Origin of the sequence: Kribbella sp. NPDC051936, from assembly GCF_040680955.1 — a bacterium.
GTDB lineage: Bacteria > Actinomycetota > Actinomycetes > Propionibacteriales > Kribbellaceae > Kribbella.
In genome coordinates, this window is sequence record NZ_JBFAXS010000019.1 from 17745 (window position 1) to 40747 (window position 23003).

General features: G+C 69.6%; 20 protein-coding genes and 1 pseudogene. 11 read left to right on the top strand and 10 right to left on the bottom strand.

The genetic code is table 11. From position 1 onward, the window contains the following. The first annotated feature begins 47 nt into the window (after positions 1–47). Positions 48–623 (top strand): class I SAM-dependent methyltransferase, encoded by a 576-nt coding sequence (locus AB0L64_RS40755; RefSeq protein WP_363718409.1) that lies wholly within the window; start codon positions 48–50, stop codon positions 621–623. Here the strand turns inward: AB0L64_RS40755 and AB0L64_RS40760 are convergent. The 6 genes from AB0L64_RS40760 to AB0L64_RS40785 all read right to left on the bottom strand — a co-directional run bounded on the left by AB0L64_RS40760 (position 612) and on the right by AB0L64_RS40785 (position 7348). Further along, the gene (locus tag AB0L64_RS40760) at positions 612–1031 is read right to left on the bottom strand and encodes a rhodanese-like domain-containing protein (RefSeq protein ID WP_363718411.1); all 420 of its coding nucleotides are present in this window, start codon (positions 1029–1031) and stop codon (positions 612–614) included. The genes AB0L64_RS40755 and AB0L64_RS40760 overlap by 12 nt on opposite strands. Continuing rightward, positions 1031–2155: a cysteine desulfurase family protein gene (locus AB0L64_RS40765; protein WP_363718413.1), complete on the bottom strand. Its 1125-nt coding sequence runs from the start codon at positions 2153–2155 to the stop codon at positions 1031–1033. The genes AB0L64_RS40760 and AB0L64_RS40765 overlap by 1 nt, the downstream gene beginning before the upstream one ends. Further along, positions 2152–3393, bottom strand: coding sequence for an MFS transporter (locus AB0L64_RS40770; protein WP_363718415.1), 1242 nt, complete (start codon positions 3391–3393; stop codon positions 2152–2154). The genes AB0L64_RS40765 and AB0L64_RS40770 overlap by 4 nt, the downstream gene beginning before the upstream one ends. Beyond that, complete coding sequence (locus AB0L64_RS40775; RefSeq protein ID WP_363718417.1) at positions 3393–4715, bottom strand: MBL fold metallo-hydrolase; 1323 nt, start codon at positions 4713–4715, stop codon at positions 3393–3395. Before AB0L64_RS40775 ends, AB0L64_RS40770 begins: the two co-directional genes overlap by 1 nt. Positions 4716–4928: 213 nt before the next feature. Continuing rightward, on the bottom strand, positions 4929–5258 hold the full coding sequence (locus AB0L64_RS40780; protein ID WP_363718419.1) for an STAS domain-containing protein: 330 nt from the start codon (positions 5256–5258) through the stop codon (positions 4929–4931). Then, positions 5255–7348, bottom strand: coding sequence for a SpoIIE family protein phosphatase (locus AB0L64_RS40785; RefSeq protein ID WP_363718421.1), 2094 nt, complete (start codon positions 7346–7348; stop codon positions 5255–5257). Before AB0L64_RS40785 ends, AB0L64_RS40780 begins: the two co-directional genes overlap by 4 nt. Positions 7349–7610: 262 nt before the next feature. On the opposite strand from AB0L64_RS40785, the gene AB0L64_RS40790 reads away from it, so the two are divergent. The 6 genes from AB0L64_RS40790 to AB0L64_RS40815 all read left to right on the top strand — a co-directional run bounded on the left by AB0L64_RS40790 (position 7611) and on the right by AB0L64_RS40815 (position 14230). After that, on the top strand, positions 7611–8462 hold the full coding sequence (locus tag AB0L64_RS40790) for an alkaline phosphatase family protein (RefSeq protein WP_363718423.1): 852 nt from the start codon (positions 7611–7613) through the stop codon (positions 8460–8462). A gap of 62 nt (positions 8463–8524) precedes the next feature. Next, entirely contained in the window at positions 8525–9775 is a 1251-nt protein-coding gene (locus AB0L64_RS40795; RefSeq protein WP_363718425.1) for an MFS transporter, read from the top strand. Further along, positions 9772–10749 (top strand): hypothetical protein, encoded by a 978-nt coding sequence (locus tag AB0L64_RS40800; RefSeq protein ID WP_363718427.1) that lies wholly within the window; start codon positions 9772–9774, stop codon positions 10747–10749. The genes AB0L64_RS40795 and AB0L64_RS40800 overlap by 4 nt, the downstream gene beginning before the upstream one ends. A gap of 31 nt (positions 10750–10780) precedes the next feature. Continuing rightward, entirely contained in the window at positions 10781–11416 is a 636-nt protein-coding gene (locus tag AB0L64_RS40805) for a DUF2461 family protein (RefSeq protein WP_363718429.1), read from the top strand. Between the two features lie 16 nt (positions 11417–11432). Further along, positions 11433–12293 carry a phosphotransferase gene (locus AB0L64_RS40810; protein WP_363718431.1) on the top strand — a complete coding sequence of 287 codons (861 nt, stop codon included), beginning with the start codon at positions 11433–11435 and terminating at the stop codon, positions 12291–12293. 575 nt (positions 12294–12868) lie between these two features. After that, positions 12869–14230 carry a prealbumin-like fold domain-containing protein gene (locus tag AB0L64_RS40815; protein WP_363718433.1) on the top strand — a complete coding sequence of 454 codons (1362 nt, stop codon included), beginning with the start codon at positions 12869–12871 and terminating at the stop codon, positions 14228–14230. Positions 14231–15420: 1190 nt separating this feature from the next. Here AB0L64_RS40815 and AB0L64_RS40820 read toward each other — a convergent pair. After that, positions 15421–15657, bottom strand: a pseudogene (locus tag AB0L64_RS40820) (hypothetical protein); the annotation flags it as partial. Positions 15658–17814: 2157 nt separating this feature from the next. Here AB0L64_RS40820 and AB0L64_RS40825 point away from each other — a divergent pair. After that, positions 17815–18492, top strand: coding sequence for an alpha/beta hydrolase family protein (locus tag AB0L64_RS40825; RefSeq protein WP_363718435.1), 678 nt, complete (start codon positions 17815–17817; stop codon positions 18490–18492). 137 nt (positions 18493–18629) lie between these two features. On the opposite strand, the gene AB0L64_RS40830 is transcribed toward AB0L64_RS40825, so the two are convergent. After that, positions 18630–18800 (bottom strand): hypothetical protein, encoded by a 171-nt coding sequence (locus AB0L64_RS40830; RefSeq protein WP_363718437.1) that lies wholly within the window; start codon positions 18798–18800, stop codon positions 18630–18632. Positions 18801–18829: 29 nt separating this feature from the next. Next, positions 18830–20224, bottom strand: coding sequence for an FAD-dependent oxidoreductase (locus AB0L64_RS40835; protein ID WP_363718439.1), 1395 nt, complete (start codon positions 20222–20224; stop codon positions 18830–18832). A gap of 134 nt (positions 20225–20358) precedes the next feature. Here AB0L64_RS40835 and AB0L64_RS40840 point away from each other — a divergent pair, with 134 nt between their 5' ends. Together AB0L64_RS40840 and AB0L64_RS40845 are read left to right on the top strand one after the other, a co-directional pair. Further along, the gene (locus tag AB0L64_RS40840) at positions 20359–20721 is read left to right on the top strand and encodes a metalloregulator ArsR/SmtB family transcription factor (protein ID WP_363718441.1); all 363 of its coding nucleotides are present in this window, start codon (positions 20359–20361) and stop codon (positions 20719–20721) included. A 94-nt stretch (positions 20722–20815) separates the two neighbouring features. Beyond that, positions 20816–21163 (top strand): arsenate reductase ArsC, encoded by a 348-nt coding sequence (locus AB0L64_RS40845; RefSeq protein ID WP_363718444.1) that lies wholly within the window; start codon positions 20816–20818, stop codon positions 21161–21163. Here the strand turns inward: AB0L64_RS40845 and AB0L64_RS40850 are convergent. Continuing rightward, complete coding sequence (locus AB0L64_RS40850; protein ID WP_363718446.1) at positions 21100–21639, bottom strand: DinB family protein; 540 nt, start codon at positions 21637–21639, stop codon at positions 21100–21102. The genes AB0L64_RS40845 and AB0L64_RS40850 overlap by 64 nt on opposite strands. Before the next feature lie 83 nt (positions 21640–21722). Here AB0L64_RS40850 and AB0L64_RS40855 point away from each other — a divergent pair, with 83 nt between their 5' ends. After that, entirely contained in the window at positions 21723–23000 is a 1278-nt protein-coding gene (locus AB0L64_RS40855; RefSeq protein WP_363718448.1) for an amidohydrolase family protein, read from the top strand. The last annotated feature ends 3 nt before the right edge of the window (positions 23001–23003 follow it).

Consider the following 23003-nt stretch of genomic DNA (forward strand, 5'->3'; position numbering starts at 1 on the left):
GGGGGAAAGCCGGGAGCTGGGCGTAGGCTCGGCGGTAGGTGTTTCGGATGCTGCGCACAAATCGATCCGACTGTGCTCGACGCCGTCGACTGGACCGTAGTTCGGGGTACGGCGCTGGGTATGGCTGTGAGTGGGTGTTGATTGGGAACAGCCGGGAATGGGTGTGCCGCCGGGCAAGCGGGCGGACGCTGGAGTTGGCGGTTGGCAGCGGGCTGAACCTTCGGTGGTATCCGGGCGACGTCGAAGTGGTTGCGGTGGACATCGACCGCGAGCGTGTCGAGGTCGCGGGGGAGCGGCTGCATGCGCTCGGCCGAGCAGTTCGCGTGGCTGTTGCCGACGGTCAGCGGCTGCCCTTCGACGGGGATTCGTTCGACGCCGTAGTCTGCACCCTGGCCATCTGCGACGTGGACGACCGGGCGGCAACCATGGCCGAGGTCTACCGTGTGATCCGGCCGGGAGGCGAGCTGGTGTTGCTCGATCACTTCGAGAAGCGCTGGCGGCACGGTCGGCCGGCGACGCTCGGCGAGCGGGTCGGCTTCACGCTGGTCGAGCGTCGGCGGCTGTGGGCCGGCTACTTCGAACGCGTTCGGCTGCAAAAGCCGATCGAAGGGTCACCAGGCTGATCCGGCGCTGCGCGGCCGGGTCGGCGTCGCCGGGTGTACGACGGGCAAGCCGGCTGCCTGCCACGCCTGGAACCCGCCGGCGACGTCGGTACTGCGGAGCAAGCCGAGTTCCCGCAGCGACTCGGCGGCGAGGCTCGACGAGTAGCCACCTTCGCAGAGCACGATCCACCGGATGCCGGACGACACGGCTTCGGGGATCCGCGACGCGCTCGCCGGATCGAGCCGCCACTCGAGGTGGTTCCGCTCGATCACGATCGCCCCGGGCACCTCACCGGCCGCGCGGCGCTGGTACTCGGGCCGCGTGTCCACGATGTACGCCGTACCGCGCCGCACCGCCTCGAAGGCCTGCGCCGGAGTAAGGCGCGGAAGCCCGGCCTGGACCTGCGTCACCCGCTCGTCGATCGCCATCAGACGATCCGCGCAGCCGCCGCGAGTTGGCCGATCGCCGCGCCGATCTCCTCGGCTGTCGTCGAGCGGCCGAGGGACAGCCGGATCGCACCGAGGGCCCGGTCGCGGTCGAGGCCCATCGCGGTGAGGACGGGTGACGGCTCCGGGTCGCCGCTGTGGCAGGCCGATCCGGTGGAGGCGGCGATGCCGGGCGCATTGCGGAGTACGTCGGCACCGATCGTGCCGTCGATGCTGAGGTTGAGCGTGTTCGGCAGCCGGAGCGCCAGCGGGCCGTTGACGTGCACGCGCCCGGGGAGCTCGGCGGTCAGCTCATCCTGCAATGTGTCGCGCAGTTTCTGGATCCGGTGGCGGTCGTTGAGATGCTCCGACGCCAGCCGGGCGGCGACTCCGAGTCCGACGGCGAGGGCGACGTTCTCGGTCCCCGCGCGTACGCCGTACTCCTGCCCGCCGCCGTACACCAACGGCTCCAGCTGTACGCCGGCCCGCACGAAGAGCGCGCCGACGCCCTTGGTGGCGTACATCTTGTGACCCGCGACCGTCACCAGGTCGATGCCCAAGGCATCGACATCGAACGGCAGCTTGCCGAGGATCTGCGCCGCGTCCGAGTGGAAGATCACGCCCCGGTCATGTGCCGCCGGAACCAGGTCCGCGAGCGGTTGCAGTGCCCCGGTTTCGTTGTTGGCCGCCATGATCGAGACCAGTACGGTCCGTGACGTGATCGCGGCCTCGAGGTCGCCCGGGTCGACCAGGCCGAAGCTGTCGACCGGCAGATACGTGACCTCGACGCCGTGCCACCGCTCGAGCGCCTGGCAGGATCGGAGGACCGCGGGATGCTCGGTCACCTGCGTGACGACGTGCGGCCGGGCGGTGTCCGCGGCGAGGACGGTGCCGCGGATCGCGAGGTTGTCGGCCTCCGATCCCGAGCCCGTGAAGATGACGTGGCCGTCGCCCGCACCGAGCAGAGCGGCGAGCTCACGCCGGGCCAGATCCAGTGCGGCCCGGGGCTCGGCGCCGTACGAGTGCTCGCTGGACGGATTGCCGAAGCTGTCGCCGAGATAGGGAAGCAGCGCCGCGGTGACGGCCGGGTCGATCGGTGTGGTCGCGTTGTGGTCCAGGTAGATCATCGCTTCCCCCTTGGCAGATCGCTGGTACGACGAGGGTGGGTCTCGTACATGCGCAGCGCGACGACAAGACCCGAGAGCGCGGTGACGGCCGCCACCACCCCCACGGCAGCGCGCACGCCCCAGAGGTCGGCGATCACGCCGGCCAGGACGGCGCCGATCGCGAAGCCGCCGTCACGCCACAGCCGGTAGACGCCGACGGCTCGTGCTCTCCAGGCCGGATGCGCGACGTCGCCGATACTGGCGAGCAGGGTCGGATAGACCATCGCGGTGCCGATGCCGAGCAGTACGGCGGCGGTTGCCCAGAGCGCGAAGGAGCTGACCGCCGCGATCACGGCCAGTGCCACGGCCTGGACGAGCATGCCGCCCGTGATCATCGGCTTGCGGCCCCGGCGGTCCGACAGCGGACCGGTGACAAGTTGCCCGAGGCCCCAGACCGCGGGGTACAGGGCGGCGAGGATCCCGATCCGCGCCACGGACAGTCCCGCGGTGGCGAACAGGATCGGGAACAGGCCCCAGGCGAGCCCGTCGTTGAGGTTGTTGACCATTCCCGCCTGACTGGCCGACGACAGCGCGGGCTCCGTCAGAGTCGTCCGCGTGAACACCTCCCGATCGGTCAGTTCGCCGCGACTGTGGTGACCCGCGGCCTCGAGCTGCGCGTGGTCGCGGGTCTCCCGTACGGCGAGCGCGGACAGCCCGAGGCCGAGGGCGGCGTACGAGAGTCCGAGCAGGAACGGCGCCGGCCGGAGCCCGTGCCGGGCCGCGAGGTAGCCCGTCGCGAGCGCGGTCACCGCGACGGCGACATACCCGGCCGCCTCGTTCAGCCCCATCGCGAGCCCGCGCCGTTCGGGTCCGGCCAGGTCGATCTTCATGATCACGGTCGTCGACCAGGTGAGTCCCTGGCTCATGCCGAGCAGGATGTTGGCGACGATCACCCATCCCCACGACGGCGCCCAGATCAGCAGCAGCGGAACGGGAACCGCGATCAGCCAGCCGGCGACCAGAACGGGTTTGCGGCCGAACCGGTCGGACCAGGTGCCGGCGAAGTAGTTCGTCGCGGCCTTCGTCAGTCCGAAGGCCAGGACATAGGTGAGCAGGAAGGTGTAGCCGGTCAGGTGGAAGGTTTCGCCGGCGAGCAGCGGCAGCACGGTGCGTTCCTGGCCGAGCATGCCGCCGACGAGCGCGTTGACCGCGACGAGCAGGCTGAACTGCGCGAGGTTCGCACGGATCCCGAGCCGCATCACGTCACCAGTTCACGTCCGGTCGCGGCGGCCCAGTCGTCGGCGCCACCTGTGAGTACGGCGAGGTCTCGGTGCCCGGCGCGTTCGAGCACACTCGCCGCGCTCATCGCGCGTTCGCCGTGTCCGCACATGACGACCAGCGGCTCACTTCGTACCTCGTCGGCTCGCTGGGGGACGGCGCCGAGTTCGACGTGCTGCGCGCCGGGCAGGTGCCCGGCGGCGAATTCGGACTCCTGCCGTACGTCGAGAACCGCGCCGTCCACCTGGTGCGCGGCGACCAGCCGGGTGCGGGTCAGCGGCCCGTCCCACTGGTCGATGCCGACCTCTCCGGCCGGCCGACAGCCGATCTTGGCCGCCTGCCAGGCGATCTCGTCGGCATCCTGATCGGTGCCCCGGACAACGATCAGCGGCCGGTCGTCCGGTGCGAGCCAACCCAGCCAGGTGGCGAAACCCGGCCGCAACGGGATCGACAACGCGCCCGGCACATGGCCCGTGGCGAAGTCGCGCATCGGTCGTACGTCGACCAGTTCGGCCCCTTCGGCGAGCAACGCCCGTACCTTGCCGATCGCGAGCGGCTGCAGAGCAGGAGTCCGGTCGAGCAACGGGCCTCGCCGGTTGCGCTCCGCGAGCCGGAGGAAGTACGGCGGGAAACTGCCCAGCGACCCGAGCAACGCCGCCACGAACTCGTCCTCGCCGTCGACCTGCAGCAACGGATTCGTCGCCCGCTCGCGGCCGATCGTGCTGACCCGGTCCGCGCCGGGCGGCGCCGAGCAGAACGAACCCGCTCCATGGGTCGGCCACACCGCGACGTCGTCGGGCAGCTCGACGAGGCGTCGCAGCGAGGCGTACTGCGCGCGGGCGAGCGCCTCGGTCCGGTCGGGGGAGACGAGGTCGGTCCGGGCCGCGGCGCCGACGATCAGCGAGCCGCCGGTGAAGACCCCGACCGGACGTTCGCCGTCGAGCAGCAGGAAGGAGAGGTGTTCGTCCGTATGGCCCGGCGTACCGAGAGCCCGCAGACGCAGGCCGCCGAGGTCGACCTCGTCGCCGTCGCGCAGACCGCGATGCCCGAACGTACGGCGGCCGGCCGCGGAGGCGAGCACCTCGGCGCCGTCGCTCACGGCGAACTGACGCGCACCGGACAGGAAATCCGCATGCAGGTGCGTGTCCGCCGCGAACGCCACGGTCAGCCGGCGACGCTCGGCCGCGGCGCCGACGGCGCGCAGGTCGAGGCCGGCGTCCACCACCAGCGCCCGCCCGTCACCGAGATCGACGAGGTACGACGAGTTGCCGAGTCCTTCGTCCACGACCGGTACTACGGTCATCTTCCCCTCCGTCCTCTTCAAGAGGACCCCCACATCTGGACTATTGCAAGACAAGGTTTGGATCTGTTGGTCGGGAGGCCGGCGCCTAGGCGACCACGCAGCGAAGGCGCCACCTGCAGCGGCTTCTCTGCGCGGCTCTCGTCCGCACCCGTCGTTCCGGGGCGCACATCTACCACGCGCTCGCGAGAAGACCCACGCGTGCTACGCCGTGGGTCAGTCGAGGGTCGGTAGGACGGGGATGGTTCGGGGGAGGTTGGTCAGGTCGAGGGCGGTTTGCAGGGGGGAGTTCGGGGGGACGACGAGGCGGAGTTGCTGGCGGCGGTCGTTGAGGCGTTCGGCGAGGTGGAAGAGGATGGCTATGCCGGAGCTGTCGAGGTAGGTGGTCGGGGTCAGGTCGATGGTGATGGTGGTTGCGTCGGGGGACGCGATGTCGCTGATCGCTTCTCTGACTTCGATCGCGTTCGTGAGGTCCACTTCGCCGTAGAGTCTGACAACTTGGCGGTCATCGGTCGTTCGGACGTCGACGACCTCGTACTCGGTCATCGTGTTACCCCGACGGTGTGCCGCATGCGGATCGTCGTGCCGTTCAGGTCGGTGGCGACGTCGACGGAGGTCATGAGGCCGCGAATCAGGGTCAGGCCCAGGCCACCGCCGCGGTCTGCCGGGCGGCGCCAGCGGCCGTGGTCGCGGACTGTCAGTTCGACGGCGCCGTCCAGGAGTCTCGCTTCGAGCTGCAGGTCGCCGGACGAGGCTCCGTAGGCGTGGCGTACGACGTTGCTGCACGCCTCCCCGCAGGCGATCGTGATCTCGCCGGCGTCGCGGTCGCCGACCCCTGATTCGCGGAGCCAGCGGCCCAGCGCGTGCCGGACCTGGAAGAGCACCCGTGCGTCGGCGGGGACTTCGAGGGACAGCGGCGTTCCGGCCAGCACCAAGGGCCGGAGTGCGATCAGCGCGATGTCGTCGGCGACCTGGCCGTCCTCCGGGAGGGCCTTGAGGAGATGGTCGCAGAGCGCGCCCAGGTCGGAGCCCGCGACAGCGGAAGCCTCGGCGAGCAACTGATCGAGGCCGTCCTGGATCGACTCCGTGCGCTTCTCGATCAGCCCGTCGGTGTAGAGCAGCAAGGTCGCTCCGGGCCGTAGCTGCTGCGTTTCCTCGGCATGGTCCCAACGCGCGAGTACGCCGAGCGGCGGCGCCGACCCGCCGTCCAGGTAGCGCGTGTCGGCGCCGTCGACCAGGAGGGCGGGTGGATGCCCGGCGTTCGTGAACCGGACGGTGCCGGCGGCCGGGTCGTACAGGACGTACAGCAACGTCACCATCTCGGCCATCGGCAGCTCGCGGACCAGTTCGTGCAGACCGTGCAGCACCGCCGCGGGGGAGGGATCGCGGACGGCGTACGCCCGGACCGCCATCCGCAGCTGGGCCATGGCGGCCGCGGCCTGCAGACCGTGGCCGGCGACATCACCGATGACGAGTCCGATCAGGCCGCCGCGCAGCTGGATCACGTCGTACCAGTCGCCGCCGACGTGCAGGTCAGCGGTCGCCGGAACGTAGCGGGCGGCCACGGCCACGCCGGGGATGTCGGGCATTCGGTCCGGCAGCAGGCTGGTTTGCAGCGTTTCCGCGATCTGGTGCTCTCGATGGGCCCGCGCTTCCTCGAGGCTCAGCTGCGCGGTGCGACTCCTGACGCGCTCCTCCAGCTCGGCAGCCGCGGCCATCAGCGCGCCGATGAACCGCATCCGCTCACTCACGAGCGCGGCGAGGAGGAACGACGTGAGCGCGACGGTGGCGTTGAACGCCTGCAGTGTCAGCATCTGCGCGAGCAGTGACCTCCCCGCGAACGGGCCGAGTCCGTGCGCTGCCGACCAGGTCGCGATCAGCGAGGCCGTCAGGGCGGCGGGCGCTGCTCCGCGCAGCTGCAGACGCCACGCGGCCCAGCCGAGCAGTGGCAGCACGAGGAACATCAGCTGCGGGTCGGTGTACGTCGTCCACATCGTCACCACCGTGGTGAGCGCGAGGACGATCGCGGCTTCGAGCCAGCGTGCGGCCGGCCACGGCTCCAGCTCCCGGAACAGCGGGATACACAGCAGGAACGGAGCGACGGTGAGAACGCCCATCGCGTCCCCGGTCCACCAGACCGCCCACGCAGAGGCCAGCTGACCGGTGCCTTGCGAGGCAATGAAGGTGACGGAGCCTATGGTGGCACTGATGGTCATGCTGGCCAGCGCGCCCAGGAAGACGATCCCCAGCGCGTCCCGGAGGCGATCGAGCTGACGCCGGAACCCGGTTCGCTCGAGTACGGTCGCCGCCACCAGCGGCGCGATCGTGTTGCCGAAGGCGGTGAGCAGCGCCGGTACGAAACCGGCACTGATCGGGAGGTTCACGGCCAGAGCTGCGAGCGCGACGCCCGGCCACATCGACCTGCCCAGAACCAGGAACGCCGCCAGTGCGATGCCGCTGGGCGGCCACAGCGGCGTGACGTTCTGCTCGACCAGCGAGAGGCTGAGGCCCAGGCGCGCGCCGAGGTAGTAGGCCACGCCGACCAGGACCCCGGCTGCCGCTCTGCGGCCGAGATCTGCCGGTAAATGCAGCCTGGTGGCCGTCCAGATCGAGGGAACTCCCGCGCGCCCAGCCATGGACACCTTGCCCAACTCTCCGGCCCGGGCCGAGCGCCACGTCGCCTTAGCTCATAGCACGATGGAAAACCGGGCCACGTCAAGCCACCAAGCGCAGCTGATCTCCTTGTGCGACGAAGGAGTTTCTGAGAGTGATGGCGGTTTGTTTACCTCGCGCACATCTGAGGTGCTTGCGGTATTCGGGCCAGGTCGGCCGGCGGCTCACACGATGGGTGCCGGCTCCGCCGAGTAGCGGAGCCACCCCATCGTGTGAGGAGGAATCGTGATACGCAAGCGCATCGCGGCCGTGGTGTGTGCTGCGGCTGCTGTCGTCGCTTCGGTGACGGTCGTTCACGGCAGTTCGTCCACCGCGCAGGCGGCGGCCGCCGTCCCGGTCTTCGACCACATCGTGCTGGTGATGTTCGAGAACCACGCGTACTCGCAGATCAACGGCAGCTCCAGCGCCCCGACGTTCAACAGCCTGGCGAGCCAGGGCGCCAAGTTCACCCAGGCGTACGGCGTGACGCATCCCAGCGAGCCCAACTACCTGGCGATCTTCTCGGGGAAGACCCAAGGCGTCACCGACGACAGCTGCCCGCACACCTTCAGCGGCAACAACCTCGGCAGCCAGCTGATCAGCGCGGGCAAGACGTTCAAGGGCTACTCCGAGAGCATGCCGTCCGACGGCTACACGGGCTGCTCGAGCGGCGAGTACCGGCGTAAGCACAACGGCTGGGTCAACTTCAGCACCGTGCCCGCGGCGAGCAACCTGCGGTACTCCGTCTTCCCGAGCTCGGCCAACTACGCCAGCCTGCCGACCGTGTCGTTCGTCAGCCCGAACATGTGCAACGACATGCACGACTGCTCGGTCGGCACCGGTGACACCTGGCTGAAGAACAACCTGAGCGCGTACGCGTCCTGGGCCAAGACCCACAACAGCCTGCTCATCATCACCTTCGACGAGGACAACGGCGGGTCGTCGAACCACATCTTCACCGCCTTCGTCGGCGCGCACACCCAGGTGGGCAGCTTCTCCAACCAGATCAACCACTACAACGTCCTGAGCACCATCGAGAGCGCGTACGGCCTGACGCACCTGAACGCGGCCGCGGAGATCACCAACGTCTGGAACTGATCACCGGCCCCGCTCGCGGCGCGGTCGCGAGCGGGGTCCCCATCGCCCCGGAGGTGATCCTCGTGTACCTGTCCTCGATCGACCGTCCGCACACCGCGGGCCCGTCCCGCCGGCGATCGCTGTTCCTGGTGAGCGGCAATGTCCTCGCACTGGGCGCGGTCAGCCTGATCACCGACATCTCGTCGGAGATGGTGACCGCGGTGCTGCCGGTGTACCTGATGATCGGCCTGCACCTGAGCCCCGCGGCGTACGGCGTGGTCGACGGCACCTACACCGGCGCGACCGCTCTGTTGCGGCTCGTCGGCGGGTACGTCGCCGACCGGACGCGCCGGCGCAAGTTCGTCGCCGGACTCGGCTACGGGTTCTCGGCGGTGGCGAAACTCGGCCTCCTCGCGGCCGGCAGCACCGTCGGCGCGATCGGTGCGGTGATCGCGATCGACCGGACGGGCAAGGGCCTGCGGACCGCACCCCGGGATGCGCTGATCACCCTGTCCACGCAGCCGCAGTACTACGGCCGCGCGTTCGGGGTGCATCGGATGATGGACACCGTCGGAGCGTTCGCCGGACCGCTCGTCGCGCTGGGCATCCTGGCGGCGACGGCGCAGGCGTACGACGCGGTGTTCGTGGCGAGCTTCTGCATCGCGGCGTTCGGTGTCCTCGTGCTGGTGTTGTTCGTCCGGGATCGCCGCGGCACGCAGCCGCCGAAGAGCGTCGTGAAGCCGACGGCGCTGGGCGATCTGCTGCGGATCGCGCCGGTACGACGGCTCGTGCTGGCGGCCTGCCTGGCCGGAACGGTGACCATCGGCGACGGCTTCGTCTACCTGTTGCTGCAGCGGCGGGAGGAGCTGAGCGTCGGCTGGTTCCCGTTGCTTGCTGTCGGCACCAATCTCGCCTATCTCCTGCTCGCCGCACCGCTGGGTGTGCTGGCCGACAGGATCGGCCGGCAGAAGGTGGTGCTGGCTGGTTACTCCGCTTTGCTGCTGGTGTACCTGCTGTTGTTCGGCCCGCTCGGCGGGTGGCCGCTGCTAGTCGTCGTACTGACGCTGTACGGCGTCTTCTACGCCGCCACGGACGGCGTACTGATCGCGCTGGCCGGGCCGGTGCTGCCGAGCGGTGTACGGACGACGGGAATCGCGCTGATCCAGACCGGGCAGGCGCTGTCGTACCTGGTGTCATCGGTGCTGTTCGGGTTGGCGTGGACGGTGTGGGGCCCCGCTACAGCGATCCAGGTGGCTGCGGCGCTGGTCGCGGTCGCCTTGCTCGTGGTCGGCCTCCTGTTGCGTGGGATCTCCGCAACGGAGCAGCCGGCATGACCCGGCGGACGGTGCTCGCCGTGGTCGGGGCCGTTGTGCTGACCACCGTCGCGGTCGGGTACGGCGTACTCACGACCGCGCGCGACCGTACGACGGTGGCCGCGGCCAACACGCTGAGCCTCACAGGCCCGCGGATCATGTTCCGCAGCACGGCACCGGACAGCAAGGGTCACCTGGCGCTGATCGCCAAGGACGATCCGGCTGGGCCGCGCTCAGTGTCCGCGCTGACCTGCTTACGGGTCTACGCGGCGGGAGGCACCGGTACCTGCCTGCGTCAGGACGGCGCGCTGACCACCTTCCAGATCGCGATCCTGGACCCGAGCCTGAACGTGGCGAAGGCCATCCCGCTGGTCGGGGTGCCGAATCGCACCAGGGTGTCCGGCGACGGGCGGCTGGTGGCGTGGACCGTGTTCGTCGCGGGCGACTCCTACAACCACGGCCGCTTCTCCACCCGCGCCGGGCTGATCGACCTGGGGTCCGGCGACATGGTCGACTCGCTCGAGTTCCTCTCGGTGACGCTGGACGGCCAGCCCTACACAGCTCCCGACCTCAACTTCTGGGGGATCACCTTCACCGCCGACGACAACCACTTCTACGCCACGATGTCCACCGGCGGGCACCGGTACCTGGTCGAAGGCGACATCGCGGCGAAGACCGTGCGGACCGTCGCGAAGAACGTCGAGTGTCCGTCGCTGTCCCCGGACGGCCGGCGGATCGCGTTCAAGTCGGCGGTCGACGGCGATCCCGCGAAGGGCTGGCGGCTGTCCGTGCTCGACCTGTCCTCGGGCGCGCGAACGCCCCTGGCCGAAACCCGCAGCGTGGACGACCAGCCCGCCTGGCTGGACCCGAACACCATCGGGTACGCCGTACCACGCGCCGCCGGCGACTCGGACGTCTGGACCGTCCCTGCCGACGGCTCCGGCGCCCCGCGCCTCCTCATCCCGCACGCCGAATCCCCGGCCGCCCTCGGCTGAAGGACCCGGTCGCCTCGTTAGGGTGGTTGGCGTGACCGGGGGTTTCGAGGGATGGCCGCGTGACGCGTTCGACGTGTTGTTGCGGCTCGAGGGGGAGCCTTCGGCGGGGCTTCGGGAGGAATGCCGGCGGGAGCGGGAGGAGCTGGTGCGGCGGCCGATGGTCGAGTTGCTCGACGTGGTGGCCGCCGCGGATCGGGCGTACGAGGACTTCTCGGTGTGGGGGTACGGCGACGTACTGCTGCAGGCATGGCAGCGGCAGAGTGCGATTGTCCGGTTGGCCCGGAACGTCGAGCTGGGGATTCGGTTCGATCTCGACGGGGTGGAGGTCGGCCTGGCGTGGTGGTACGCGCCGTCGGAGCAGATCGAGCGGTATCGGGCGGCGGTGGCGGACGCCGGTACCGGGCGTCGGCTGGTTGCCATCCTCAGGCGGCTCGAGCGGGAAGGGTTCGTGATCTCGGGGGATCTGCTGAAGCGGCCGTTGCGTGGGTATCCGGTGGATCATCCGCGGGCGGAGTTGCTGCGGCACAGGTCGGTGATCGCGTCGCGGGCGCTCGGTTGTGACGACTGGGTGCACACCCCGGCTGCCGCGGATCGAGTGCTTGCGGCGTTCGCCCAGTTGCGCCCGCTGGCGCGGTGGCTCGTCAAGAATGTGTCGGCCGGTGTGTGACGAGGAAGGGCGCGAGATGGCACACAAGGTCGAGTTTCGGCTTTCGGAGAATCCGTGGGCGCCGGCCGCCGTCATCGAAGAGGTCAACGCGCGGACTGGCAGCGGGTTGGTGCTGACCGGGATCGCGGATCAGGTCGGCGGCACCAGTAGCGCGGCGTTCGTGGCGTGGCCGGATGGGCGTGCGGCCGCGATGACGCGAACTCGGACGAGGCTGCCGATCATGCGGCAGACGGCGACTGTGCTGAACGATGTACGCCGCCGAGGTCTGCCCGTTCCGGAGCATCAGTTGGTGGTGGAGCTGGCCGATGGGTACGTCGTCGTTGTGCAGGAGAGGTTGCCGGGCCGGCATGTGGACGCGCTCGACTCGACCACGAGTGCCGCGTTCGTTGCGATGAACAACCGTTTTGCCGATCTGCTCCGCGACCATCCACGCGTGCCCCGGCCACGAGCGTTCCCCGGCGGCAGGACGGGGTACGGCGCGTTCGAGCGCACCGTCGGGCAGCTGGGCGGACGAGGCCGGCGACTGCTGGAGCGGCTCCTCGAGGCCGACGGCGGGCAGCCCTTCCGGATGACGGGCGATGATCTCGTGCACACCGACTACACACCGGGCAACGTCCTTTTCGATGCCGATGGCAACGTCAGCGGCGTGGTCGACTGGAACTCCGGCGTCGCACGCGGCGACCGGCGCTACGCGCTCCTGCAGATGCAGTCGGACATGAATCAGATCGACGCGGAACTCGCCCAGCTCACCCCGGAGACGAGGCTCAGTTACCAGGCGCATTGGGTGGTCGACCAGGTGCACGAGTCGATCCTCAAAGGATTCCCGCCAGAGCGCGTCGAGCTCGACGTCGCACGCGCAGAGAAGGTCCTCGGCTGAGGTCCTCATCCGCAGCAGGGGTTCACGAGGTGGTCGGCGGTTCCGAAGTGGCGTTCTTGCGGTGGGTGGAAGGGGATGTTCCCAGCGCGGTGCGGAAGGCTTCGGCGAAGGACGTGCGCGTCACCGTGCGGGAGCAGGAGGAGGTCGCGCCCGCTGCGTCACGACGTGACCGCGCGTGAGTTGCGCGACGCGATCTACACCCACCCGTCGTCCACCGAGGCCTCCAACGAGGTGCTCGGCACGCCGCCCCGGGGGCGGTGCGAGGTAGTTGCCGGAAGGTTCAATTTCTGCGCGTGCATGGGCTTGCGGACCACGTCGGGTGGCCGGTCGTACCGGGGGAGTAGCTGGGCCGCAAACCGTTGTTCTGAAGGGATTCCGGGCGTAACGTCGGCAGCGGGATCTTGGCGACGCGGCCGGCTCGGGGAGCCTGGTGCGCGACCTCGCCTGGGGGGCCTGCTCGGCAGGCGATTCGGGGCACACACGGGCTGCGTAGGGTGGGGACTACGTACGGCTCGCCGTGAGGAGACTGCCCGGTCCGAGACACGGGCCGGGACCTGGATCTCCGAGGGGGAGAGATGGGGTCTTCGCTGGGAGCCGGCCCGGATGCCGGCACGACACTTAGGACACGCCGGCCGTTGGTACTGGCCGCGGGCCTGATGCTGGTGGCGAGTGCTCTGATCGCGTCACCGGCGCTCGCATCCCATCCCGAAGTCAGCCTGCCGGGCAGCAACTTCGAGATCGACACCGACGCCAACCTCAAGGTCGACGACGCGGGATCGCTCGACTGGGCGAACGTCGCCGAGACGCGGAAGGCGGACAAGCCGAGCGGCCAGACCGACGACTCGTTCGGCCAGGGCACCAAGGAGGACACACCGGTACCGCAGGTGGTCGACGGCAGTATCCCGCCGCAGAAGAGCGACCTGCTCAACTTCGGCGTGTACCTGGAGGACACCGCGACGACGGACTTCCTGCACCTGTTCTGGCACCGTGTGCAGGAGCCGACCGGTACCACCAACATGGACTTCGAGTTCAACAAGTCGCTCACGCTGAGCGGCAACGGCGTCACGCCGGTCCGGACAGCGGGCGACGTACTGATCCAGTACGACCTGGCCCAGGGAGGTACGAACCCGCAGCTGTTCCTGTCCCGGTGGGAGACCGTCGACAAGACCAAGTGCGAGGCGTCGAACTCGGTGCCGTGCTGGGACAAGAAGGTCAACCTGACCACCGCCGGCCTGGCGACCGGGTCGATCAACACCTCGCCGATCCCGGCCGCCGAGTCCGACGGTCTCGGCAACGTCTCCGCCCGCACGTTCGGTGAGGCCTCGGTCAACTTCAGTGCGCTCGGCGGCGGCGACCCGTGTGTGTCGTTCGGTACGGCGTACCTGAAGAGCCGCTCGTCCGACTCGTTCACCGCGGCGCTGAAGGACTTCATCGCCCCGACGCCGCTGAACCTCGCCAACTGTGGCGCGATCAAGGTCACGAAGCTGCGCAAGCACGCGGCGGACGGATCCGGTGACCACCCGCAGTCCGGCGTGACCTTCACGATCAACGGGGCCAATCCGAAGATCACCGATGCCAACGGCCAGGTCTGCTGGGACGCCCTGCAGTTCGGTACCTACACGGTGACCGAGACGCTCCCGGCCGGCTACGCCGCCGACGGTCCGCTGTCGCAGTCCGTGACGGTGGACAACGTCGCGACCTGCTCCGGCTCGCCGTACGTCGGTGAGACCGCGACCTTCCACAACACCCCGCTGACCAACCTGGCGGTCTCGGTCGACTCGCAGATCAACGGCGGTACGGCGTCGACGATCGTCTGCACCGGTCCCGGTGGCGGGACCGTGGCGAGCGGCAGCACCGGTGCGAACGGTGACGGCTCGGCCACGGCGTCCAACCTGCGGCCCGGTACGTACACCTGCACGATCGTGATCGACCCGTAGCAGAACGCTCTGCCTGGACATCCCCTCCAGCCAGGTGGAGCACCAGGGAGCCCGGAACGCGTCAGCCTCCGGGCTCCCGCGTCAGACCAGGGAGGTTCGCACTGCTTGGCAGTACGCCAGGACGAGGTGGGATGCGTTGGGGGAGCCGGGCGGGACCGCGCTGCGGGCGGCGCGGGAGAGTTCGGTGACGGCCCAGTGGGTGGTCGCGGCGCAGGCCATGATCTTCAGGCACTCGTCGAGATCGGTGGCGGTCATCGTGAGGAGTTCGTCGAGGGCTTCCCGGAGTTTCGTCCGGGCGACCAGGATCTCGCGGGCGTTGTAGCGGCCGAGGTTGCGGTAGGCAACGAAGCTCGCGGTGTCGAAGAACTGGTTGAGGGTCGATTCCCTGGGGTAGCTGGGGTAGCGCTCGTGGAAGGCGAGCAGGGCCGCGGGCATCTCTTTGGCCAGACCGGGCTTCGCGTACCACAGGACGCCGACCGGGGTGTCGTAGGTGAAGGTGCCGGCACCCTTGGTGAAGAAGCCGATGTTGACGGTTCGCGGGGAGTACGCCGGGACGCGGGAGCCGCTCGGCGCCGCCCGGAGCGGGTCGAGGCTGATGTCGATCCGGATGTCGCACTCGCTGGGGGCGATCGCGATCGCCTTGCCGAGCGACGTGGTCGCGTCGCCCGGGCCGGAGTCGGCGTCGACGCAGACGATCTCGGTGATCTCGGACATCCGGAGCAGTTCGACCAGGCCGGTGTTCTCCCAGTGGCCGCCGTCGGTCAGGTAGAGGTACGGGTCGTCCAGGTCGTGGATCCCGAAGAACTCCTTGAACAGGTAGCCGAGCCCGGTGTTCGGATAGCGCAGGTCGGGTGCGTCCTGCAGGTTCGCGGCCTCGAGTTGGGTGATGAACCGCGGGTTGGCGATCCAGACGCCGAGCCGGATGTTGAAGAACGTCAGCAGCATGCTGGTCGGCCCGATCTGGAACCGGCCCATCGCCGGTGAGACGGCGGCGCTGGAGATGGCCACCGCCATCATCGTCGTGATCCGCTTGTGCAGCTTCGCGCCGAGCCGGTCGAGCACCCGGGTGGACGCGGCGAACTCCAGCGTGTTGCCGCGTCCGTCCTGGGGCAGGTGCAACGTGGTCCGCTCGGGATCGAATGTCACGCTGAGCGCCGGAGTGCCGTAGTGGGTCCGGACGGCGCGCGAGCTCACGGTGCTGGTCGTGCACACCACGAGCGGCGTACGGACGGCCGTCGTGCCGTTGTTGAAGGCGAACAGGCCGGGCTCACGCTTCGTCTGGTCGGCGCCGGCGACGTCGTCGTTCTCGTACGGATGCACAGTGGCGTCGCCGTCCGCGTTGGCGGTCCGGTAGGTCGCGTAGGCCAGGCGCAGCTTGCCGCGGTAGAACGGCGCCAGCGCCCAGGTCTCGGGGCTGGGGCCGAGGACCGCCAGAACCACGAGCCCGACCGCCAGAACCCAGTTCCAGCCCGATTGCCAGCTGACCAGGTCGTTCCCCGACCAGGTCACCCCGTGCTTGGCTGCGGTCCAGGTCGACAGCGCTGCCAGACCCAGCGCGACCACGATGAACGCGAACCCGCCGAGCTTGGGCGCGAAGCGGGCGGCCGGCTTCCGGAGAATCCGGACGACCGAGCCCACGACACCGGCGCTGGCAGCCGCGGTGGCGATGAGCGCGGGCAAGGACAGGTAGGCGACCGCGCCGACGAGTTCGACGAAGGCCCAGATCGTCAGGGCGAGCAACGCCCCGATGGCGAGCGCGGCGTACGCGGCTCTCTTGAGAGTCCGCAGTGTCAGTCGCGCCCACGCCTGGTTCTGGGCGGTGCCGATGAGGAGCCGGCCCGCCAGCACCCAGAGCAGCAGCACGGCGAATCCGGCGACCAGGAAGACGATTCCGGGCAGCGCGAGCGAATGCTCCTTGACGAGGTCGTGCATCGAGCCCTTCGGCAGCGTGCCGTCCTCGCCGGTGAATGCGCGCAGCGCCCAGCCCACCGGCCGGGTGATCGCCCAGAGCATGCTCAGCAGCACCACCACGTTGACGGTCAGTCCGGCGATGATCGTCGCGAACACGGCCGGCCGGTACGACGCCTGGCTCGCCGCGCTCTCGGCCTTCCTGGTCGCATTCGTCGCCGCCGGGTCGGTGTCGGAGCCGCGGGGCTCGTTCGATGCGAGGTACCCGAGGTTGTCGACGAGATGCCGCTCTTCCGCGGTGAGCCACCCGCTGTCCTGCCACTCCCACGGCACCGGGTTCAGCGCGTCCGGACCGATCCGGGCAGGATTCCCGCCGTCGGTGGTCTCGTAGCTGGAGCGGGAGATGCTCCAGCCCGCCGCCAGGTTCGAGCCTCCGGACACGGCGGTGACCGCGCGCGCCCCGGACCAGCCGAGTACGCCGTCGTCGAGCGCCTGCAGTGCGCCGAGGCTGATCGAGGATGCCCGGATACCGCCGCCGGACAGGGCGATGCCGTACTGCGCCGTACCCAGCGGGGCGGTGCCGCGCTGCGTCTGCTTGCCTTCCGCCTGCTGGGTGACCTCCTGCGAAGGTGGTTCCTTCGCGACCGTGGCGGCCGCCTTGCGCGCGTACCTGGGCAGTGCCCACGAAGCGAGCCGGACCCAGCGCGGCGTCGACCACCACGCGAACGCGCCGGCCGTGACGTAGACGACGGCGACGAGCAGGATGGCGAACTTCACCCAGGCACAGATCGCGACGAACTGCCACGCCCGGTTCGACGATCCGGCGGACAGCATCAGGATGTTCTCGACGATGTCGAAGGCGCCGGCCACGAAGACCGAGATGAGCACGGTGATGCGTGCCCGGCGCAGCGCGGGCAGGCGGAAGTACGCGCCGGCCCAGAAGACCAGGAGGGCGAGCAGGAGAACGTACGAGATGATGAACCAGAAGTCCTGCTGGACGGCTCGCGTGAACGCGGCGTCGCACCCGCAGTCCCTCCACGCGCTGCTGCTGCCGGACAGTTCGATGTCGACCATCGAGGTCGACTGATCCTTGAGACTCGCCGCGGCGCCGAAGTGTGCGGCCGTCAGCGCGGCGAGAACCAGCGCGGCCCAGCGCAGTACGGCGAACCAATAGGGCAGGTTCTCGAGGCGCGCGAGGATCCGTCCGGCCCAGACGGGGATGGTGCGCCCCTCGATGCGAGCGGCCGCGAGGAGGACGATCCCGGTCAGCAGGATGGTGACGAACAGCAGCACGATCCAGAACGCGTCCGGCAGGAAGTCCCCGAGCCGATCGCCGAGCAGAGCCACGGCGACCCCGAAGACGGCGAGGCCCGCGATCAGCCAGAACACGCGGCGCCCGTAGTGGAACGTGACGTCCGTCTCCGGCGCAAGTCCGCCGGTCGGCGGATCCAGAAGAATCGCCATGATGCTGCACCCCCGGGGGTTGTCGGCACGCATTCGTGCTCACTGATAAGAGCGACGAGACGACCGACTGATACGGCTCCCGCATTGGATTGGCCCGTGGTGACGTCACATTTCCGCATCGGTCGGGCGGTGCGGTCGAGGTTGGCGTGCAACAGGCATCAAGTGGCCACGTAACGGTGGACCGCCACCGGGCGCGAGTGGAGTCTTGCTTCATGATCACGGAAGACCAGCAGCGGACCTTTGTCCTGGTACCTGGAGCCTGGCATGGGGCGTGGGCCTGGGACGGCATCGTGGCCCGGCTGCGGCGAGCCGGTCATCAGACCGTCGCCGTCACGCTCGACGGCCTGGAGCCGGATCCGTCACCCGACGGCGTCAGGGCGAACTTGGACACCCACATCGATCGAGTGCTCGCGGCCTTGGAGAGCTGCGGCCCCGGGCCGATCACCTTGTGCGGCCACAGCTATGCAGGGCTGGTGATCGCCGGTGCCGCGGACCGATCCGAGCGCGCTGTCGATCGGCTCGTTTTCTGCGACGCCTTCGTGCCGGCCGATGGCGACTCCTGGTGGGACCTGGCCAACGACCACTACCGGGACCGCATCATCGCGGGGGTCGGGGCGGACGGCCGCACAGTGGCTCCGTCCGCCGACACGGACCCGAGGAGGCGGCCACATCCCGTCGCCTCGTTCCTCCAACGACTCCGGCTCGGCGACGGCATCGATCGGGTGGCCCGACGAACCCTGATCCACGCCTCAGCGTGGGAGGCCACGCCGTTCCAGAGCCAGTACGAACGCCTCCGCACCGACCCCACGTGGGAAGTCCACGACCTGCCAGTAGGCCACGCCGTCTACAACGAAGCCCCCGACGACCTCACATCCATCCTGACCGTTTAGGCCGGTAGACGTCAGCGGGTTCGGCGGTTGAGGAGGCGTTTCAGGAGGGTTGCATACGGCGCGCTCGCTCGTCGTGAACATCTTGATGATGCCGAGGCCCCACCGGCGGCCGGTCCACCAGGTGAGCCAGTCGAACTTCACCATCCCGAACGCGCCGGCGACGACGACCAGCCACAGGGTCGCCGCGCCGGATGCGACGCGATCAGGAACGGTTTGACCGGCCGGAGCGCGAGCCCGAACGCGACCACGCCGAGGATCGCGCCCATCACCGCGACGTCACCCCGGCCGGCGGCACCGTCCCACGGCACGAACCTCCGCCACTCGGTTGAACTGATTGTCAGCCGCAGCAACCGGACTGGCTGGCGGGCTTGTCGTCGATGACCGTGAGCAGACCTCCACTGATGCCGGTCACCAGGCCGCGGCTGGACGGCGCGGAGACGGCCTGGGGCGCCGGGCCGCAGCAGCCGCCGGCCTCGTCGTCGGAGCCGCCGTACGCGAGGTTGGAGGAGCAGACGCCGGTCTCGGGCAGGTGGAGCTGGACGTCGCGGGCGGCGTCCCAGTCGCCGGCGAGCGCGGCGGCGACCGAGCGGGCCTGTTCGTAGCCGGTGGCGAGCAGGAAGGTCGGGGCCCGTCCGTACGACTTCGCGCCGATGGCGTAGTAGCCGGGCTCGGGGTGGGCGAGCTCGTCGGCGCCGTGCGGCGGAACCGTGCCGCAGGAGTGCTGGTTCGGGTCGATGAGCGGCGCGAGGGCGCGGGTCGAGCCGAGGATCGGGTCCAGGTCGAGGCGTAGCTCGGACACGATGTCGTGGTCGGGCCGGAAGCCGGTCGAGTTCACCACCGTGTCCGCGACGACGCGGCGGTCCCCGGCCGACAGTTCGATCCGGGCGTTCGTGGTGATCGACTCGATCCGGAACGAGCTGACCAGTTCGACACGGCCCGACTGCACGAGGGCGCGGAGCCGGCTGCCGAGCGCGCCGCGCGCGGGCAGTTCGTCGGCGTCGCCACCGCCGTACGTCCGCGCCTGGTCGGAACCGCGCACGACCCACACGATCTCGGTGCCCGGGACCTGCTCGGCGAGCTCGCCCAGGTCGAGGAGCGTGGTGGCGGCCGAGTGGCCGGCGCCGACAACCGCCGTACGGCGGCCTGCGAAGCGCTCCCGGTCGCGGCCGAGGACGTCGGGCAGGGCCGGTGAGATGAACGCGGCCGCCTGCTGCTCGCCGCGCGCCGGGATTCCCGAGCCGCCGAGCACATTCGGGTGGCGCCAGGTCCCGGCGGCGTCGACGACCGCGGAGGCAAGCAGTTCGGTGCCGTCGGCGAGGCGGACGAGGTACGGCGCGTTCTCGCGGCCGGCGGTGCGGATCCGGTCGAAGCCCACGCGGGTGACGGCTGCGACCGGGGAGTTGTACCGGATCTTGTCCGTCAGGGTCGCGGTCTTCGACAGCGGGGCGAGGTAGCTGTCGATCAGGTCGCCGCCGGTGGGGAGCGTGTCGAGGTCCGGCTCGGTCCAGCCGCCCGCCTGCTCCAGCAGGCGCCGAGCCGCGGGGTCGATGTCGTAACGCCACGGGCTGAACAGCTTCACGTGCCGCCACTCGTCGATCGCGGACGCGACCGAGGGGCCGGCCTCGAGGACGATGAAGTCGAGCCCGCGCTCGGACAACTGCGCAGCCGCGGCGAGGCCGATCGGCCCGGCGCCGACAACCACGACCGGCAGGTCTGGCGTGGTGGTGTTCATAGGGTTCTCCAGGTGTGCAGGGGTGGTCAGCGCATCAGGTGCGGCCCGCCGGGTGCCGGTGGCCTTGACTTGATGTTCATCTAATCAACGTCACCCACCTTGCCTCTTGATTCGACAAGAGTCAAGATAGATATATGTCGAAACAGGAGATCTCGCTCGTGACCGGCGGCGGATGCTGCGCGCCGATCTCGGAGGCGGCGCTGGATCCGGCCGCGGCCGCGGAGGGCGCGACGGTGTTCAAGGCCCTGGCCGACCCGATCCGGTTGCGGCTGATGTCGATCATCGCGTCGGCCGGCGGCGAGCTGTGCGTCTGCGACATCACGCCGCAGTTCGAGGTGTCCGGCCCGACGATCTCCCACCACCTCCGCGTGCTCCGCGAAGCCGGCCTCGTCGACTGCGAGCGCCGCGGCACCTGGGTCTACTACTGGCCGATGCCCGACCGCCTGCGCTGGCTGTCCGCACTGCTGTCCGCTCCGGCGCCGGTCGCCGCGCCCTGATGAACGTCGTGGCAGCGCGCACAGAGTCTGGAGTCGGACAGTGAGCAAGCCTGTGGTTCTGTTCGTTTGCGTGCACAATGCCGGTCGGTCCCAGATGGCTGCCGGGTGGTTACGGCAGCTGGCCGGGGATGCCGTCGATGTCCGGTCGGCCGGGTCGGCGCCGAAGGACGAGATCAACCCGGTCGCGGTCGAGGCGATGCGCGAGGTCGGGATCGACATCACCGGCAACGTGCCGCAGTTGCTGGAGTACGACACCGCCAAGAGCAGCGACGTCATCGTCACGATGGGCTGTGGCGACGCCTGCCCGGTCTTCCCCGGCAAGCGGTACGAGGACTGGGAGCTGACCGACCCGGCCGGGCAGCCGATCGAGGTCGTCCGTCAGGTCCGCGACGAGATCCGCGCCCGCATCGAGAAACTCCTCACCGAACTGCCGCCCGGGTAACCGCAACGCCGTTCGGTCAAGGGCGCGGGGGTGTCGTCAAGCTGCTGGTGGCGAGACAAGACGTGGTGGGTGGGGACCATACCCCGCTCCAGGTCCGCGTCGGTCTCGGTGTCGAGGCGGCGGTGGAGCTTGTCGACGACGCGGTCGAACAGGGCGACCATGCGGGCGGGGCTCAGGGTGCGCCCGCCGGCGTACGAGCCGAGGTAGTTGATCTCGTCGAAGGAGCGGGTCACGGCGTTCAGCAGCCGGGCGTAGCCGCGGCTGGCCCCGCGCGGTAGCCGACCGAAAACGCGGACGAGCCCGGGCAGTGCTCGGATGATCAGGTAGCCCAGCAGCATGTGGAAGAGCAGTTCGCGGTTGCTCCAGCGCGTGCCGTTGGACGGTTTCCGCAGAAGGTCGTCGTCCGACGACTCGACCAGGCGCCGGAAGTCCGCACGGGCACGCTCGAGTTCTTCGTGCACGGACAGCCTGTCCACGGATTCATCATCCTCCATATCGGGTGAGTGGCCGGGCGCGAACTGGTCCTACTGTTCGAGGTGAGCAGAAGAAGGGTGCCGTCGTGGCTTCGGACCGGGAGTTGCCGATCGTCTTTCGCGAGGTGCGCGTCGTGGACGTGCGCAACGGCCGCGTCGGCGACCCGGCGCAGGTCGTCGTGCGTGACGGGATCATCGAGAGCATCGACGCCGGGGGCGAGGTGCCTGCCGGCGCGCGCGTGATCGCGGGGGAGGGGCGCACTCTGATTCCGGGACTGATCGACGCGCACTGGCACTCGCTCTTCGCCGCCGCGCCGCTGGCCCTGGCGATGACCGGCGACGTCGGATTCCTGCACATCCTCGCGGCCACGACGGCTCGCGACACGGTGCTGCGGGGTTTCACCACGGTCCGCGACGCGGGCGGCCCGTCGTTCGGCCTGAAGCAGGCGATCGACTCCGGCCTCGTCCCCGGTCCGCGGATCTTCCCGTCGGGCGCGATGATCTCGCAGACCGGCGGCCACGGCGACTTCCGCTCCCGGCACGAGATCCCGCGCGGCCGGGCCGGTCAGCTGAGTCACGCGGAACTCGTCGGCGCCGTCCGGATCGCCGACGGTGTGGACGCGGTCTTCGAGGCGGCCCGGGAGCAGCTGATGCTCGGCGCCTCACAGCTGAAGCTGATGGCCGGCGGCGGCGTCGCGTCGGCGTACGACCCGCTGGACGTCACGCAGTACACCGAGGCCGAGCTGCGCGCGGCTGTCGACGCCGCGGAGAACTGGGGCACCTACGTGATGGTGCACGCCTACACGCCCCGGGCCGTCCAGCAGGCGATCCGGGCGGGGGTGAAATGCATCGAGCACGGTCAGCTGCTCGACGACGACACCGTCCAACTGATGGCCGAGAACGACGTCTGGTGGTCGCTCCAGCCGTTCCTGGACGACGAGGACGCGATTGCGGTGCCGCCGCACAGCCAGGCCAAGTTCGAGCAGATGGTGGTCGGCACCGAGACGGCGTACGAACTGGCCAGGAAACACGACGTCCGCGTGGCCTGGGGGACCGACACCTTGTTCGAGCCCGCCCTGGCCGCGAAGCAGGGCAAACAGCTCGCGAAGCTGACCCGCTGGTTCTCACCGGCCGAGGTGCTGGCCATGGCGACAGTCACGAACGCCGAGCTCCTGGCGCTGTCCGGTGCGCGCAATCCATATCCGGGCGTCCTCGGTGTCGTCGAGGAGGGCGCACTGGCCGACCTGATCCTCGTGAACGGCAACCCGCTGGACGACATCCAGCTCCTGGCCGCACCCGAGACCGCCTTCGCACTGATCATGAAACAAGGAGACGTCGTCTCCGACGCAGGAGGCTTCCTGTGAACC